17 protein-coding genes and 3 pseudogenes are annotated in these 12,848 nt (G+C 55.8%); 7 read left to right on the top strand and 13 right to left on the bottom strand.

The window, feature by feature from the left end; all coding sequences use genetic code 11:
• Positions 1-62 precede the first annotated feature (62 nt).
• Together P1U55_RS12280 and P1U55_RS12275 are read left to right on the top strand one after the other, a co-directional pair.
• Positions 63-321, top strand: a pseudogene (locus tag P1U55_RS12280) (hypothetical protein); the annotation flags it as partial.
• A gap of 224 nt (positions 322-545) precedes the next feature.
• Positions 546-821 carry a hypothetical protein gene (locus P1U55_RS12275; RefSeq protein WP_301047911.1) on the top strand — a complete coding sequence of 92 codons (276 nt, stop codon included), beginning with the start codon at positions 546-548 and terminating at the stop codon, positions 819-821.
• Positions 822-834: 13 nt separating this feature from the next.
• On the opposite strand, the gene P1U55_RS12270 is transcribed toward P1U55_RS12275, so the two are convergent.
• The 9 genes and pseudogenes from P1U55_RS12270 to P1U55_RS12230 form a co-directional block, all read right to left on the bottom strand.
• A complete protein-coding gene (locus tag P1U55_RS12270) occupies positions 835-1,356 on the bottom strand; it encodes a GNAT family N-acetyltransferase (protein WP_301047910.1) in 522 nt (173 codons plus the stop codon).
• A gap of 55 nt (positions 1,357-1,411) precedes the next feature.
• Positions 1,412-1,945 carry a tail fiber protein gene (locus P1U55_RS12265; RefSeq protein ID WP_301047909.1) on the bottom strand — a complete coding sequence of 178 codons (534 nt, stop codon included), beginning with the start codon at positions 1,943-1,945 and terminating at the stop codon, positions 1,412-1,414.
• A gap of 12 nt (positions 1,946-1,957) precedes the next feature.
• Positions 1,958-2,476 (bottom strand): tail fiber protein, encoded by a 519-nt coding sequence (locus P1U55_RS12260; protein ID WP_301047908.1) that lies wholly within the window; start codon positions 2,474-2,476, stop codon positions 1,958-1,960.
• Positions 2,477-2,494: 18 nt separating this feature from the next.
• Positions 2,495-3,007 (bottom strand): tail fiber protein, encoded by a 513-nt coding sequence (locus P1U55_RS12255; protein WP_301047907.1) that lies wholly within the window; start codon positions 3,005-3,007, stop codon positions 2,495-2,497.
• A 181-nt stretch (positions 3,008-3,188) separates the two neighbouring features.
• Positions 3,189-3,323, bottom strand: coding sequence for a hypothetical protein (locus P1U55_RS12250; RefSeq protein WP_301047906.1), 135 nt, complete (start codon positions 3,321-3,323; stop codon positions 3,189-3,191).
• Between the two features lie 6 nt (positions 3,324-3,329).
• Positions 3,330-3,672, bottom strand: a pseudogene (locus P1U55_RS15875) (DDE-type integrase/transposase/recombinase); the annotation flags it as partial.
• 280 nt (positions 3,673-3,952) lie between these two features.
• Positions 3,953-4,528, bottom strand: coding sequence for a Smr/MutS family protein (locus tag P1U55_RS12240; protein WP_301047903.1), 576 nt, complete (start codon positions 4,526-4,528; stop codon positions 3,953-3,955).
• Positions 4,525-5,421: an MltA domain-containing protein gene (locus P1U55_RS12235; RefSeq protein WP_301047902.1), complete on the bottom strand. Its 897-nt coding sequence runs from the start codon at positions 5,419-5,421 to the stop codon at positions 4,525-4,527. The genes P1U55_RS12240 and P1U55_RS12235 overlap by 4 nt, the downstream gene beginning before the upstream one ends.
• A 12-nt stretch (positions 5,422-5,433) precedes the next feature.
• Entirely contained in the window at positions 5,434-6,102 is a 669-nt protein-coding gene (locus tag P1U55_RS12230; RefSeq protein ID WP_301047901.1) for a Tim44/TimA family putative adaptor protein, read from the bottom strand.
• A 103-nt stretch (positions 6,103-6,205) separates the two neighbouring features.
• Between P1U55_RS12230 and P1U55_RS12225 the strand changes: the two genes are divergently transcribed.
• Positions 6,206-6,679 (top strand): FxsA family protein, encoded by a 474-nt coding sequence (locus tag P1U55_RS12225; RefSeq protein WP_301047900.1) that lies wholly within the window; start codon positions 6,206-6,208, stop codon positions 6,677-6,679.
• Positions 6,680-6,733: 54 nt separating this feature from the next.
• Positions 6,734-7,219: a protein-export chaperone SecB gene (secB, locus tag P1U55_RS12220; protein ID WP_301047899.1), complete on the top strand. Its 486-nt coding sequence runs from the start codon at positions 6,734-6,736 to the stop codon at positions 7,217-7,219.
• Between the two features lie 3 nt (positions 7,220-7,222).
• On the opposite strand, the gene dnaQ is transcribed toward secB, so the two are convergent.
• The 4 genes from dnaQ to P1U55_RS12200 are packed head-to-tail and all read right to left on the bottom strand — an operon-like array spanning position 7,223 to position 9,917.
• Complete coding sequence (dnaQ, locus tag P1U55_RS12215) at positions 7,223-7,912, bottom strand: DNA polymerase III subunit epsilon (RefSeq protein ID WP_301047897.1); 690 nt, start codon at positions 7,910-7,912, stop codon at positions 7,223-7,225.
• Positions 7,905-8,495 carry a dephospho-CoA kinase gene (gene coaE / locus P1U55_RS12210; protein ID WP_301047896.1) on the bottom strand — a complete coding sequence of 197 codons (591 nt, stop codon included), beginning with the start codon at positions 8,493-8,495 and terminating at the stop codon, positions 7,905-7,907. The genes dnaQ and coaE overlap by 8 nt, the downstream gene beginning before the upstream one ends.
• On the bottom strand, positions 8,488-9,321 hold the full coding sequence (locus P1U55_RS12205) for a shikimate dehydrogenase (RefSeq protein WP_301047895.1): 834 nt from the start codon (positions 9,319-9,321) through the stop codon (positions 8,488-8,490). Before P1U55_RS12205 ends, coaE begins: the two co-directional genes overlap by 8 nt.
• Positions 9,318-9,917: a nucleoside triphosphate pyrophosphatase gene (locus tag P1U55_RS12200; RefSeq protein WP_301047894.1), complete on the bottom strand. Its 600-nt coding sequence runs from the start codon at positions 9,915-9,917 to the stop codon at positions 9,318-9,320. Before P1U55_RS12200 ends, P1U55_RS12205 begins: the two co-directional genes overlap by 4 nt.
• A gap of 391 nt (positions 9,918-10,308) precedes the next feature.
• Here P1U55_RS12200 and P1U55_RS12195 point away from each other — a divergent pair, with 391 nt between their 5' ends.
• From P1U55_RS12195 to P1U55_RS12185, 3 genes and pseudogenes are all read left to right on the top strand, one after another.
• Positions 10,309-10,764, top strand: coding sequence for a CopD family protein (locus tag P1U55_RS12195; protein WP_301047892.1), 456 nt, complete (start codon positions 10,309-10,311; stop codon positions 10,762-10,764).
• Between the two features lie 132 nt (positions 10,765-10,896).
• Positions 10,897-12,168, top strand: a complete 1,272-nt coding sequence (rho, locus tag P1U55_RS12190; protein ID WP_301047891.1) for a transcription termination factor Rho — start codon at positions 10,897-10,899, stop codon at positions 12,166-12,168.
• A 27-nt stretch (positions 12,169-12,195) separates the two neighbouring features.
• Positions 12,196-12,848: pseudogene (locus P1U55_RS12185) on the top strand (tRNA uridine-5-carboxymethylaminomethyl(34) synthesis GTPase MnmE); the annotation flags it as partial.

Here is a 12,848-nt window from a genome sequence, read left to right as displayed (position 1 = left end):
AGGCAGAAAGATGGTCCTTGTTCCATCCCGGATGATCATGTTTCCCCTCGGCAATCAGCCACATTGGGATCGAAGGCGTTTGGCGTGGTAAGAGGGTCAAAACGACTTGGCTCCCTTTCGGCAGATTTGCGTTGCAAATCACCTGCCGGACAACCGACAAGGCTCTGGCATGCCCAATGGACCGCGTAAACAGACAGTTCCAGGCGACGATGCCAAACCAACTCTGAGTACCTATTTCTCAACCTGGCAGGGTTTGTGTACGTCGCATTTGTGAGCCAAACCTTCGCCAACAAGATCGCCGGTTGGTGTGCGTCAAGATCACAGCAAACGCAGTTTGTTTTGTCCTCCCGGCAGCATGCTTGGCATGCGTCTGCCGGGTAAAATGTTTTTAACTCAAGGCTTTATGCCGATGGACCAAAGGCCCAAAATGATCTAACAACAACCTTAAGGCGAAGCGCATATTGGAAGTCCTTCAGACGAGGGGCAAAAGACGCTGACTTACTTCGAACTTTGAAAAGAGGATTTCCATGCCAAACCCGACGAACTTGACCGCAGAGGATTTTGGCCCGCTCGAAGGACACACAGTCACGGTGGCGGCGGATGGGATCGAGATCGAGGCGACACTTGTGGAAATCAAGACGGGTGGCAGCGCCTTGCGGGAAGGTGGCGGTTTTGCCCTGCTGTTTCAGGGACCTGCCGGGCCTGGCTTGGCGCAGGCAACCTATCAGGTGTCGCATGCCGCCATTGGAACGCAGCACCTCTTTCTGGTGCCCGTCGCGAAGACCGAGGAAGGGTATCAATATGAGGCGGTCTTTACCTGATTGATTGAGGCGCCTACGAACCAGGCGACCATCGCAGCAGATCGTATACACCCTTGTCCTCAATGGTCACAAAACCCAAGCGTTGGTAAAGCGCCATTGCGGGGTTGGCCTTTTCGACGTGGATGCCGACAGCTTTTTGCGCGGCTGACGCTTCGTCCATCAGATCGCGCAGAATAGCACCGCCGATACCGGTCCCGCGATGTGCGGGCTGCAAGGCTATGTCGATGATACGGTGCTCGCTTTGCCAACGCTCAAGATAGAGGCGACCGATTGCCTCGCCCGAGCGTTTGATGATCAGCCAAAGCGCGTCCGGGTAATGGGTCTGATAGTGCTGGTGCTGCGCGAGAAACTGCATCGAGATGAAGGCCTGCTTTTCGTCCTCATCCCACCCGGCGCGTGCCATCTCCTCTTCGCGGGTCGATCGGTAGACTTCCGCCAGAAACGGCATGTCGTCCGCAGTCATCTCTCGGAATGTGATGCCGAAAGATGCCGCGTGGTTTGAAACCGGCACCTGTGCCGCCGATTTGAAGGTCATGGGAACTCCCGGCTGAAGAGCCTGGCCACCGGATGCCGCAGCATTCGGTCCAAGATTAGCTGCGCGACGGATAGAGGCCCTGAAGCGCGATAATGAAGTTTAGGGCGAGATAGGGCTGCATGTTGTCATGCGCCTGGTTTCCGCCTGCCGATTCAACAGTTTCGCCTGCAAGCCCGACCAGAGCGGAATTTGTCGCGGTGGAATAAAGATTGTCGCCGCGCCCACCAGCGGCAGCGATCGATGTCGTATTGGACGGCGCAGCGACGCCACCGGGAGACTGATTTGCACGCACATAGTGCGTATGTGACGGCATCTGGTTCTCGCTCAGCGTCACGGTTGGAACCCCAAGCCTTTCTCCCAGCCGTCGTGGTGTCAAACCGGGGCCGCGCCCCGGTTCCATCGGCGCTCGGCCTTGCATGTTGGGAAGGGCAGTCGTTGTTCTGCCATCGCCGCCATAGGTTGTACCGATCAGCGAAAACAACGCGGTGTTGTTCGAAATTGGCAACAGCTGCCCGTCGCAAAACGCCCAACTTCTGGGAGCGAAATTACCCGCAAAAATGCGGATTTCGGCAATAAATGGTTCTGACATGCCTTGGATCTCCTAAGTACGGCTGGGGTAAATTCCGAACAATGCGATGATGAAGCTGACGCAGAGCGATGGCATGATGTTGTTGTGCCATTGTGAACCGCCGGACCGCATCATCGCGTTAGAAGCGAGCGACGCGTCTGGCGTTGTATCGCTATAGAACGTCGTACCCACGCCTTGGGCTATTGCCCTGCCTTGCGGCGATGGATCGGTTGCAGCTGCGGTGTTGGCCATGAATTCATGGTGGTGGCTTGCCAACTGATTTGTGGTCAGTGTGACGTGCTCTTCGCCGCCTTTGCTTCCCAGACGGCGCTCGCTCAGACCCGGACCGTGCCCCTTGTGAATGGGGATCCTTCCGCGCATATCGGGCAACCCGAAGGTTGTGCGACCGTCTCCGCCGTAAATCGTTCCCAACAGGGAAAAGAGCGCGTCATTCTGGGAAACCGCAAGCAATTGGCCGTCGCAAAAGGCCCAGCCGCGTGGGGCAAAATTTCCCCCAAACATGCGAATCTCGCCGACAAATGGTTCAGACATGGAATAATCTCCGGTATCTTAGTTGCGCGACGGGAACAAACCCTGCATCGCAATGCAAAAGTTCAGCGTCAGATAGGGCTGCATGTTGTCGTGGGCCTGACCGCCGCCGGCATTGGTTACCGTTTCAGCCCTCAGCGCCGTCATGTTAGCGGCTTCCGCGACGCGATAGGCAGCGTCTGGTGACACTTCCGCCGCCAGCACATGATTGACCGGCGAGTTTGAGTCAGCCGCGGTCGCCGAGGCCATCGCCGCATGCGTGTGGTTGGGAATCTCCGACGCAGACAGCGTTACGGCTTCCTCGCCGCTTTTAGCTCCCAATCGGTAGCCGTTTTCTTCATGAATCGGCGTGCGGCCTCTGAGATCGGGCAAGGCAAAGGTCGTCCGACCATCGCCGCCGTAGGTCGTGCCGAGCAGTGAATACAGGGACTGGTTCTGGTTGATCGGCAGGATTTGTCCATCCAGAAACGCCCAGCCCCGTGGTGCGAAGTCAAAGCCGAACATTCGCACTTCGGCAAGAAAGGGTTCGGACATGAAATTCTCCTTCAATAGATTTAGTGCGCGCTCAACCAAGGGTGGTAACAGCACTCAATGCCGACAACGTTGCGTTGTCGGAAAAATAAAGCAAGTAAAAATCCACATAATCCGGAGGCCGTCGCAAAGGGTCCGTTGCATTAACCTGCTTCGACGTGTTGAAAGCCGGTTCTGGTGTCTTTCACGCGGTTTCTGGAAAGAGTTCAGCCACGAGGTTGATCTCGTTGGCAACACCGATCTCGCAGGTTTCAAACTGTCCCTTGCGGATGGTGCGGAACGTTTCGATGCCCGCGAGAGCTGCCTTGGCGCCGACCAAGGTTTAGAAGCCCCGCATAGGACGAAGTCGCTGCTTTAGCGCGGCGTAGTCGCTTTCGATCCGGTTGCTGAGGTACTTGCGATCGACATGCCGGATCGTGTCTTCCGGCCCGATCCGGGCGCAGCCCGCGCCAAGTACGGTGAGCGCCATAAGCCCGCTTGCGAAGCTCGGGGCCGAACTTGCGCACCCAGCGATGGATCGTCGAGGCATCGGCGGTCACGCCACGCTCAGCCAGCATGTCACGCACATCCCTGCACGAAAGCGAGTAGCGACAGTACCAGCGCACTGCCATCAGGATGATCTCACAAGGAAACCGATGCCGTTTGAACGGGTTCTTGCGTTGCTTCATCGACCCCTCCGCCATCACAAACAAGCGGAGCCAGCGACTTCTGCTGAGTTAATGCAACGGACTCGCTTTGATAGATCGCTACCGCCTGCGGGCCCCGGCCACCATTACTGGTTCCGGTCTTGCGTTGGCCTGTGTCGCGATGGCCCTTGTGCCCGGGCCCGTGTGGCTGATCTTCGTGATTTTCTCCCTCCGGTTATTTGGGCAAATACGCGGGCTGGTGATCTATCTCCTGTTTCCAGCCGTCTCCATGGCCATCGTTATGGCGACAGCGCGCAAGCAGTTACCGACTACGTTTTAGATAAACATAATAAGCCCCTTCGCCTCCGTGGCGAATATGGGCCGGGGTAATTTCCAAAACCACAGCACCAAGGGGTGGTGAGCGCAACCAGTCTGGAACATGCCGCCGCAAAACGCCCGGATGCGTTGGGATGGGCCCGCCTTCATCCTGCCCGGTGCGCCCTTTTCCGGTGATCACCAGTACCAATCGCTTGCCGCGATCATGCGCGGTCAGCACAAATCCGGTAAGCCTTGGATGGGCCTCTGCCAACGTCATGCCATGCAGATCAATGCGCCCCTCAGGCTTCAACTTGCCGCGCTTCAGCCTGGTAAAAGCTCTTCGATCCATCGTGGGCGCAACCGGGTGGGGTTGGGGCACTGCTCGATGGGAGGGTATTTGTTTTTCGCCCACGCGAAAGGTTTGAATGGGCTGTGGGTTAGGCTCTTTTTGTAACTTCGCGGCGTTTTTCTGAAGTCTCGGCAGCGGCTGGCTTTTCTCCAACGGCGTCGCCTTAGCAACCACCTGCCGCCAAAGCGCCTCATCCTCCTTGCTGATCCGAGGTGGCTTTTTTCTGCTCATGTTGCACGATCCCGGCGTACCAAACGCAGCATGGTCATCGGTGTGTTCAGACTGCCAGCCAAAGCACCAGCAGCATCGCCCGTGCCGCAAAAAAGATCACCCCGCCCCTCGCCCTTGATCGCGCCGCCAGTGTCCTGTGCAACGCAAAGCCTTGGGCCAATGCTCTCATCTGAGGGTATGATGTATGTCAGAGATCCAAGGGGAAGCACATCAAGGTCAACCGCAATACTCCGCATCGCTGTGAGCGGTTTGCGCATAGTGCCAAGCGGGCCTTTCGCCGGGTCTAAACCCTCCAGCCACTGGAAAAACACATAGGATGGGTTTTCGCGTAGCGTTTGCTGGGCGTTTTCGCCATTCGCGGCAAACCAATCCCGGATCGCCTGAACAGAAACAGCGTCAGCTACAATCTCACCTCGCGCCACAAGGAGCTTTCCAAGAGACACATAAGGTTGCCCGTTCTTCCCCGTATAACCCAGCCGCCGGCTCGTGCCATCCGGCAATAGAATCCGCCCAGAGCCTTGCACCTGAAGCAGAAACGCTTCCAGCGGGTCAGCAACCCAAACAAGCTCTCGGCCTAGGAGCAGGTCTTGGTCCGCGATCTCTGCCCGCGTCGCAAAAACATCGCCGGCTTCCCAGCCCTCAGGCACGCCATGCAAAGGAACAGAAAAGTAATTATCCGGATGGAGGGCACCAGCCAGTTCCGGCTCATAGTATCCAGTCAAATGGCCGTCGTTTGAGACCGCCTCTGCCAGAAAGCGGTCCTCAAAGAACTGCCGGGCATCTGCCAGTACAACTTGCCATGCAGCGTCATCCGATGCACAGCTTTCACGATATGTCGTGAGGGCCGCCGCGTGATCGTCCTCCGCCCAACCGGGCAGAGATGTGAGGTCCACGCGCGCCACGGCTCATTCGCCGGTTGCGACCAGTTTCCAATTGGGATCGCCAACGCCCATCTCTCGGGCAAAGGTCCAAACGTCCCGCTGTTTCTTGATGGTATTTGGATCGCCTTCAACGATTTCACCGGCGCTATCCCGCACCACGCTCGTCAACTCGCCAACAAAACGCACGGTGATTTCAGCCTCACCGCTGGTCTCATCAAAGGTCGCGTCCTTGAGTGTTGTCTCACGCACGCCGATGAAGCTGGCATCAACGATCACGCCGTTTTCGGTGCGCATGTCCACGACCTGCTGGAAACTCTCGAAAACGTCTTCACCAACGAAAGGAACAACACTGTCCATCTCGCCACGCTCAAAGGCCATCAGGATCATTTCGTAGGCGCCTTTGGCGCCTTGCAAAAACTCCGTAACAGAAAAGCTGGGCTCAACCCGCTTCATTCGGGCCAATGCATCGGCGGCATCGCTCCCTTCTGGAACATTATCGGCAATGTCGCGATCAATGCCTCCCTCGATAACCTCAAAATCGCGGCGCTTGCCATCGCGCGAGGGGCTGGAGCCCGGCATAGGTGCGGGCGGCTTTTCAAAGCCCTCTCGCGTGCCCAGCACAGACCGCAAGCGCAAGATCAGAAAGATCGCTACGCCCGCTAGGACGAGAAGCTGGATCACAGCTGCATTCATGGGAGCCTCAGGTGCAAAGTTGGTATTATTGGTTCACCGAACATATGTAGGGCAGGGAGTGGGGTGAGTCCACCTGCACACCCCGGCGAAAAACGGAGATGTCATGCGGCTTTTAGGCCTTTTCATACTGGTCCCGATCATTGAGATCGCCCTGTTCATTCAAGTTGGCGGGTTGATTGGCCTTTGGCCCACGCTCGGGATAGTGGTTGTAACCGCTATTCTGGGGACCTGGCTGGTGAAAAGTCAGGGCATGCGGGTGCTTGCCGATCTGCAAGGCAGGTTCAACCACTTGGAAGATCCGACCGAACCACTGGCCCACGGTGCAATGATCCTCTTCTCCGGCGCATTGTTGCTTACGCCCGGCTTTTTTACCGATGCCTGCGGTTTCTTGCTTCTGGTGCCCGGTGTTCGCACCGCTGCTTTCAAATGGTTGCGCTCAAAAGTGAAGGTGCAAAGTTTTACCATGGGCGCCACTGCCCGACGCTCGGCACCTGACGACGTAGTCGAGGGCACCTATCATGAGGTTGACCCAGAAAAGCCTTCGCTCCCTGGCAATTCTGGATGGACGCGCCATTGAGGCCACCGCTCGCGCCTGTTAAACCGCATTCGACTTGATCATACGGAGAGCCCCATGGCCGATACCCCCGAAAACGGTGCCGCTGCTGCTGCCCAACAGATGAAGATGCAAATTCTTGCTCAGTACATCCGCGATATGTCGTTTGAGAACATCCTGTCTCAAAAAGGCACCCAAGGCGAAGTTCAGCCTGACATCAACGTTCAGGTAAACCTCGACGCGCGGAAGCGTTCGGTGGAAAACCAATATGAAGTGTCGATGAAGGTAAAGGTCGAGAGCAAGAACAAGGACGGCGACACCACGCTCTTCCTTCTTGAGCTGGATTACGGCGGGATCTTCCACATCGAGGGCGTCCCTGAAGATCAACTCCACCCTTTTTTGCTCATCGAATGCCCGCGTCAGCTTTTCCCGTTTGTGCGCCGGATCGTTTCGGACATCACCCGAGATGGTGGTTTTCCACCCCTCAACCTGGAAAACATAGACTTCGTGGCGCTTTATCGCCAGGAACTGGCCCGTCGCGCCGAGCAACCGGCCGACGCATAAGCCTCAGCCAAACCGTTTCCAAAGCGCCGCGTCTCCAAGCTTTTCAACAAAGGCTTGGTGCGCGGCGTTTTCACTTTCCGTGAGGCGTGTTGGCAGAGCTTCTGGCCGCGGCGAAGGCCGCCAATCAGCATCAATTGCAGCAACGGTTTTCTTTTGCGTTTGCTGGTTCAGCACCAAGCCCGGTTGCCGCCCACCGATCAGCTCAAGATAAACATCCGCCAGGATTTCACTGTCGAGCAATGCGCCATGCAACTCCCGCTCTGTTGTGATGCCAAAGCGGCGGCACAACGCGTCCAGTGAAGCCGGAGAACCGGGGAATTTCTTGCGCGCAATCATCAATGTATCAAGCGCACGATCATTTGGAATCAACGGCTTATTGACCCACTTCAGCTCAGCATTGAGGAATTTCATGTCAAAGCTGGCGTTGTGGATCACCAGCTTTGAATCTCCGATGAAATCAAGAAATTCCTGTGCAATCGCGGCAAATAGCGGCTTGTCCGCAAGGAACTCCGCGCTGATCCCATGAACATCAAATGCCTCTTTCGGCATATCGCGCTGCGGGTTGATATACTGGTGATAGGTGCGCCCGGTCGGGACGTGCCCCTCCAGTTCAATCCCACCAATCTCAACAACGCGGTGCCCATCATAGGGATCAAGGCCGGTTGTCTCGGTATCCATCACGATCTCACGCATCGCGCATTTCTTTCACTTCGGCCAAAATGGCGGCCACCTGCTCGCGGGCATGTTCAGGTGTGTCCGTCACTATCGTCCGGTCGGCTCTCTGGCGCTTTTCGGCATCCGGCATCTGAGCTGCCTTAATGTGGGCGAACTCGGCAGCATCCATCACACCTCGTTCCAAAACCCGGCGGCGCTGTTCTTCCGGGCTGCATGAAACGGTCACCGTAAGGGCCATCTCTGCATCGGCGCCTGTTTCAAACAATAGTGGTATGTCAAAAAGGGCGATGTTGTCCTCGGGCGAAAAGGCCGCTCGATCCGCCTGCACCAAGGGGTGAATAACCGCTTCGATCTGCTTCAAAGCGCTCGGATCTTCACCGATCCAGTCGCGCAAGGCGGTGCGAGAAACTTCACCATCAACTACGGCTTCAGGCCGGATGGCTTCAATCGCTGCCACACCCGCTCCGCCTTTCGCATAAAGGCGATGCACGGCCGCATCAGCATCCCAAACCGATACGCCCGCCTCTGCAAACAGTTTTGCTGTGGTCGATTTACCCATTCCAATGCCGCCGGTCAGCCCTATCCGAAACGTTTCAGACATCCAGCACCGCCGCGCGGGTGTCTTCTGTCACTGGCGGGCGCTCTCCAAACCACCTTTCAAATCCGGGAGCGCCTTGATGGATCAACATGCCAAGCCCATCAACAGTCTGGCAGCCCTTTTCGCGAGCTATCCGCAGCAGGTCCGTTTCCAGTGGCGTATAAACGATATCTGTCACCACCATATCCGCTGTCAGTGCATCCAATGGCACCTTGAACTCTGGCTTGCCTTCCATTCCCAATGAGGTGGTGTTCACAATCAAGGCAGCTCCTTCAATCATCGAGCCTGCCAGAACCCAATCAAACACCGTGATCTTGGGGCCAAACTCGGTTCTCAGCGCTTCCGCCTTGGGCCGCGACCGATTGGCCAGGCGGATATCGTTGCACCCTGCCTCGATGAGCGAGGCCAAAACGGCGCGCGATGCGCCACCTGCCCCAAAAATCACCACCGGCCCATCTTGCGGGCTCCAATCCGGAGCGCCCTGCCGCAGATTGGCAATAAACCCGTATCCATCTGTATTATCAGCATAAATCGTGCCGTCATTGCGGTAGATCAGCGTGTTCGCCGCACCAATCAGCGCTGCTCGATCGCTCACCACATCAGCAAGGTTCATCGCGGCAACCTTATGAGGCAGGGTCACATTTGTGCCAACAAAACCCATCCGTGGCAGGGTCCTCAAAACCTCTTCCAGGTGCTCATGCGAAACATCCATTGGGATGTAATAGCCCTTAAGCCCTAGCGTTTTGAGCCAATGGCGGTGAAGCGCCGGGGAGCGCGAATGTGCGATAGGAGACCCAATGACCCCTGCAAGCGGTATCTTTTGCGTCATGTCGAGATCACAGCCCTGATTGATAGAAAATTCAGCAATTCCAATAGCGGTAATCCAAGCACATTGAAATAGTCCCCCTCAACGCGGGCAAGGAGCCGCACACCCTCAGCCTCTATCTGATAGCCGCCAACGCACCAGCGGATCTCTTCCCAGTTGCGGGTGACATAGTCTTCTATGTAATCCTCGGACATTTCTCGCATATAGAGTCGTGTTTGCCCGACGTGTCGCCAAACCGGCTGGGCCTGGTCATAGATTACAGCTGCCGAGAACAGTGTGTGCGTCTTGCCCGCCATCTTGGTGATTTGATCAACCGCTTCGTCTTGGGTGCTTGCTTTTGAAAGAACCCGCCCTTCAAAATCGAGCACTTGATCACATCCCAAGACCATCCGATTTGGGTGCTTTGATGCCACCTTTGCGGCCTTCATCTCAGCCAGCGCATCTGCAATATCACGTGGTGTGGCCTGCTCCTCCGACAGGCCTGCTTTCAGCGCCTCTTCATCCACCCGCGCCCTGACGATCTCAAACGGAACGCCAGCATTTTCCAGCAGCTTTGCCCGGATTTCGGAGCCGGACGCCAAGATGATTGGTTTGGACATGTGGATAACCCCGTGGACAGTAGTTGATGAAGAGGGTGAATGGGATGTGAACCCTTATGGACAAAATCTACCGCCTGTCGAGAACCCCGTACTTCTCTGCATCCATGCAGAAATTTTCCCCATGGGGATGGCTGTCTTGAGGAGGGGTGAAAGAAAATGTCTGTCCCGGCCTTCCAGGTGAGATATCCAAAAGCTTCTCCACAGCTAGTATCAGTTAACCCTCGGAAAAAACAATGTTATTTCAGATGATCCTTCATCTTCGAAACCTCTCCAGAACATGTGAATGAGCCTGTGGAAAAGCCAGTAATCCCCATATCCACAGCCCCTATTACAACTACTACTATCTTTAAGATTCTTTTTTATTATTAGAGGGGAACACAGGAGGCACCCGATGATCGCAGACTTTCTCGCCTGGTTTTACCCTTGGACGAAGACCCTTCACATCCTCGCTGTCATCAGCTGGATGGCAGGTATCTTCTATCTACCTCGTCTGTTCGTCCATCATGCTGAGAAAGGCGTGGAAAATCCTCACACCGATGAGACCTTGAAGAAAATGGAGGAAAATCTGCTTCGGATGATCATGACCCCGGCAATGCTCGCCACTTGGGTTTTTGGTGTGATGCTGGCGCTGACCCCCGGTATCATTGATTGGTTAGCCGTTTGGCCCTATGCAAAATTTGTCACCGTTTGCGCAATGACCTGGTTTCACCTATGGCTGGCGATGAGGCGCAAAGAATTCGCCAACGGAACCAACACGCTTCCCGGCCGCACCTATCGGATGATGAACGAGCTTCCGACGCTGCTGTTGATTGTGATCGTAGTCGCCATCATCGTCCGCCCGTTTTGAACTTTACTTGACTCACGGCGCAGTCATGCGTATTTCCGGGCTCCAGCGGCCGTCCGGCACGCGTGACTTTCCCATTTTGATATTCGGTGCTCGTAGCCTGTGCTGCGCCTCGCACCTACGAAGGCCTGTTACATGACCCAGCCCCAACTCACCCTGAGCGAACTCAAGTCCAAGACGCCGGCGGATCTGCTCGCAATGGCCGAAGAGCTTGAGATTGATAATGCGTCAACGATGCGCAAGGGCGACATGATGTTCGCCATTCTCAAGGAACGTGCCGAAGAAGGCTGGGAAATCGCTGGAGACGGTGTTCTCGAAGTTCTGCAAGATGGGTTTGGGTTCTTGCGTTCACCAGAAGCAAACTACCTGCCGGGCCCTGATGACATTTACATTTCACCAGAGATGATCCGCCAGCACGGTATGCGCACTGGCGATACTGTTGATGGGCTGATCAAGGCACCCGGCGAGAACGAAAACTACTTTGGGATGACGAAAGTCACCCAGATCAACTTTGAAGAGCCCGAAAAGGCACGCCACAAGATCAACTTCGATAACCTGACCCCGCTTTACCCAGATGAGCGGATGACGATGGAAATCGAAGATCCCACGATCAAAGACCGCTCGGCCCGCATCATTGATCTTGTATCGCCAATCGGCAAAGGCCAGCGCTCGCTCATCGTCGCGCCACCGCGGACGGGTAAAACCGTTCTTCTGCAAAATATTGCCCGTTCGATCGAAGTGAACCACCCCGAGTGCTACCTGATCGTCCTTCTGATCGATGAACGCCCGGAAGAGGTGACGGACATGCAGCGCTCGGTGAAAGGCGAAGTCATTTCCTCCACTTTTGATGAACCTGCCACGCGCCACGTTGCAGTTTCGGAAATGGTGATTGAGAAGGCCAAGCGCCTCGTCGAGCACAAGCGTGATGTAGTCATCCTGCTCGATTCCATCACCCGTCTGGGCCGCGCCTTCAACACTGTAGTGCCATCGTCAGGCAAGGTGCTCACGGGCGGTGTTGATGCCAACGCGCTGCAACGGCCCAAGCGTTTCTTTGGTGCCGCTCGTAACATTGAAGAAGGCGGCTCCCTCACCATCATAGCCACGGCCCTGATTGACACAGGTAGCCGCATGGACGAGGTGATCTTTGAGGAATTCAAAGGCACGGGTAACAGCGAAATCGTTCTTGACCGTAAGGTCGCCGATAAGCGCGTTTTCCCGGCCATGGACATCCTTAAATCCGGCACCCGGAAAGAAGACCTTCTGGTTGACCCAAAAGATCTGCAAAAAACCTTCGTTTTGCGTCGTATCCTCAACCCAATGGGCACCACAGATGCTATTGAGTTCCTTATCGGTAAGCTCAAGCAAACTAAGAGCAATTCCGAATTCTTCGACTCGATGAACACGTAATTTTATAAACTTTTCAAAGACTTAAAGATGGATACGATCTTCGCCCAAGCGACTGGACCCGGTCGTGCGGGGATTTCAGTGATTCGCATTAGCGGGCCGCGGGCTATTTCTGCACTGTTGCACCTTTCAGGACGAACTGCGGAGCCCAGGCGCGCAACCTTGATGACGCTCAAGGGAACATCCGGTACGATAGATACGGCGCTCGTCTTGGTGTTTGAAGCCGGGGCCAGTTTCACGGGTGAAGACGTTGTTGAGCTTCAGTGTCATGGTTCCATCGCAATCATCCGGGCCTTACTTTCGGAGCTTGCTTCAATGGAAGGGCTGCGGCCCGCAGAGCCTGGGGAATTCACCCGCCGGGCCTTGGAAAATGACCAGCTCGATCTCGCTCAGGTGGAAGGACTTGCCGATCTGATCGAGGCGGAAACAGAAGCGCAGCGCAAGCAAGCCCAAGCGGTTTTTTCAGGCCGCCTTGGTGAAAAGGTTGAAAGCTGGCGTGCCCAGCTTGTCCGGTCTTCCGCACTCCTGGAGGCGATGATAGACTTCGCTGATGAGGAAGTTCCGGAGGACACTACCGCCGAAGTGCTCACGATCATTGATTCGCTTATCACATCGTTCAATGTCGAGGCCGAAGGCGTGAAGTCTGCTGAACGTATCCGTGAAGGTTTTGAGGTGGCTATTGT

Source organism: Vannielia sp. (assembly GCF_029212645.1).
GTDB lineage: Bacteria > Pseudomonadota > Alphaproteobacteria > Rhodobacterales > Rhodobacteraceae > Vannielia.
Note: the sequence above shows the minus strand (reverse complement) of the source record. Positions and strands in the feature narration are given on the sequence as shown.

What these genes read in the sequence shown, in the direction of transcription:
- P1U55_RS12270 (WP_301047910.1), bottom strand. Translation starts at nt 1,356, where the DNA reads ATGACCTTCAAATCGGCGGCACAGGTGCCGGTTTCAAACCACGCGGCA.
- P1U55_RS12265 (WP_301047909.1), bottom strand. Translation starts at nt 1,945, where the DNA reads ATGTCAGAACCATTTATTGCCGAAATCCGCATTTTTGCGGGTAATTTC.
- P1U55_RS12260 (WP_301047908.1), bottom strand. Translation starts at nt 2,476, where the DNA reads ATGTCTGAACCATTTGTCGGCGAGATTCGCATGTTTGGGGGAAATTTT.
- P1U55_RS12255 (WP_301047907.1), bottom strand. Translation starts at nt 3,007, where the DNA reads ATGTCCGAACCCTTTCTTGCCGAAGTGCGAATGTTCGGCTTTGACTTC.
- P1U55_RS12240 (WP_301047903.1), bottom strand. Translation starts at nt 4,528, where the DNA reads ATGAGCAGAAAAAAGCCACCTCGGATCAGCAAGGAGGATGAGGCGCTT.
- P1U55_RS12230 (WP_301047901.1), bottom strand. Translation starts at nt 6,102, where the DNA reads ATGAATGCAGCTGTGATCCAGCTTCTCGTCCTAGCGGGCGTAGCGATC.
- P1U55_RS12225 (WP_301047900.1), top strand. Translation starts at nt 6,206, where the DNA reads ATGCGGCTTTTAGGCCTTTTCATACTGGTCCCGATCATTGAGATCGCC.
- secB (WP_301047899.1), top strand. Translation starts at nt 6,734, where the DNA reads ATGGCCGATACCCCCGAAAACGGTGCCGCTGCTGCTGCCCAACAGATG.
- dnaQ (WP_301047897.1), bottom strand. Translation starts at nt 7,912, where the DNA reads ATGCGTGAGATCGTGATGGATACCGAGACAACCGGCCTTGATCCCTAT.
- coaE (WP_301047896.1), bottom strand. Translation starts at nt 8,495, where the DNA reads ATGTCTGAAACGTTTCGGATAGGGCTGACCGGCGGCATTGGAATGGGT.
- P1U55_RS12205 (WP_301047895.1), bottom strand. Translation starts at nt 9,321, where the DNA reads ATGACGCAAAAGATACCGCTTGCAGGGGTCATTGGGTCTCCTATCGCA.
- P1U55_RS12200 (WP_301047894.1), bottom strand. Translation starts at nt 9,917, where the DNA reads ATGTCCAAACCAATCATCTTGGCGTCCGGCTCCGAAATCCGGGCAAAG.
- P1U55_RS12195 (WP_301047892.1), top strand. Translation starts at nt 10,309, where the DNA reads ATGATCGCAGACTTTCTCGCCTGGTTTTACCCTTGGACGAAGACCCTT.
- rho (WP_301047891.1), top strand. Translation starts at nt 10,897, where the DNA reads ATGACCCAGCCCCAACTCACCCTGAGCGAACTCAAGTCCAAGACGCCG.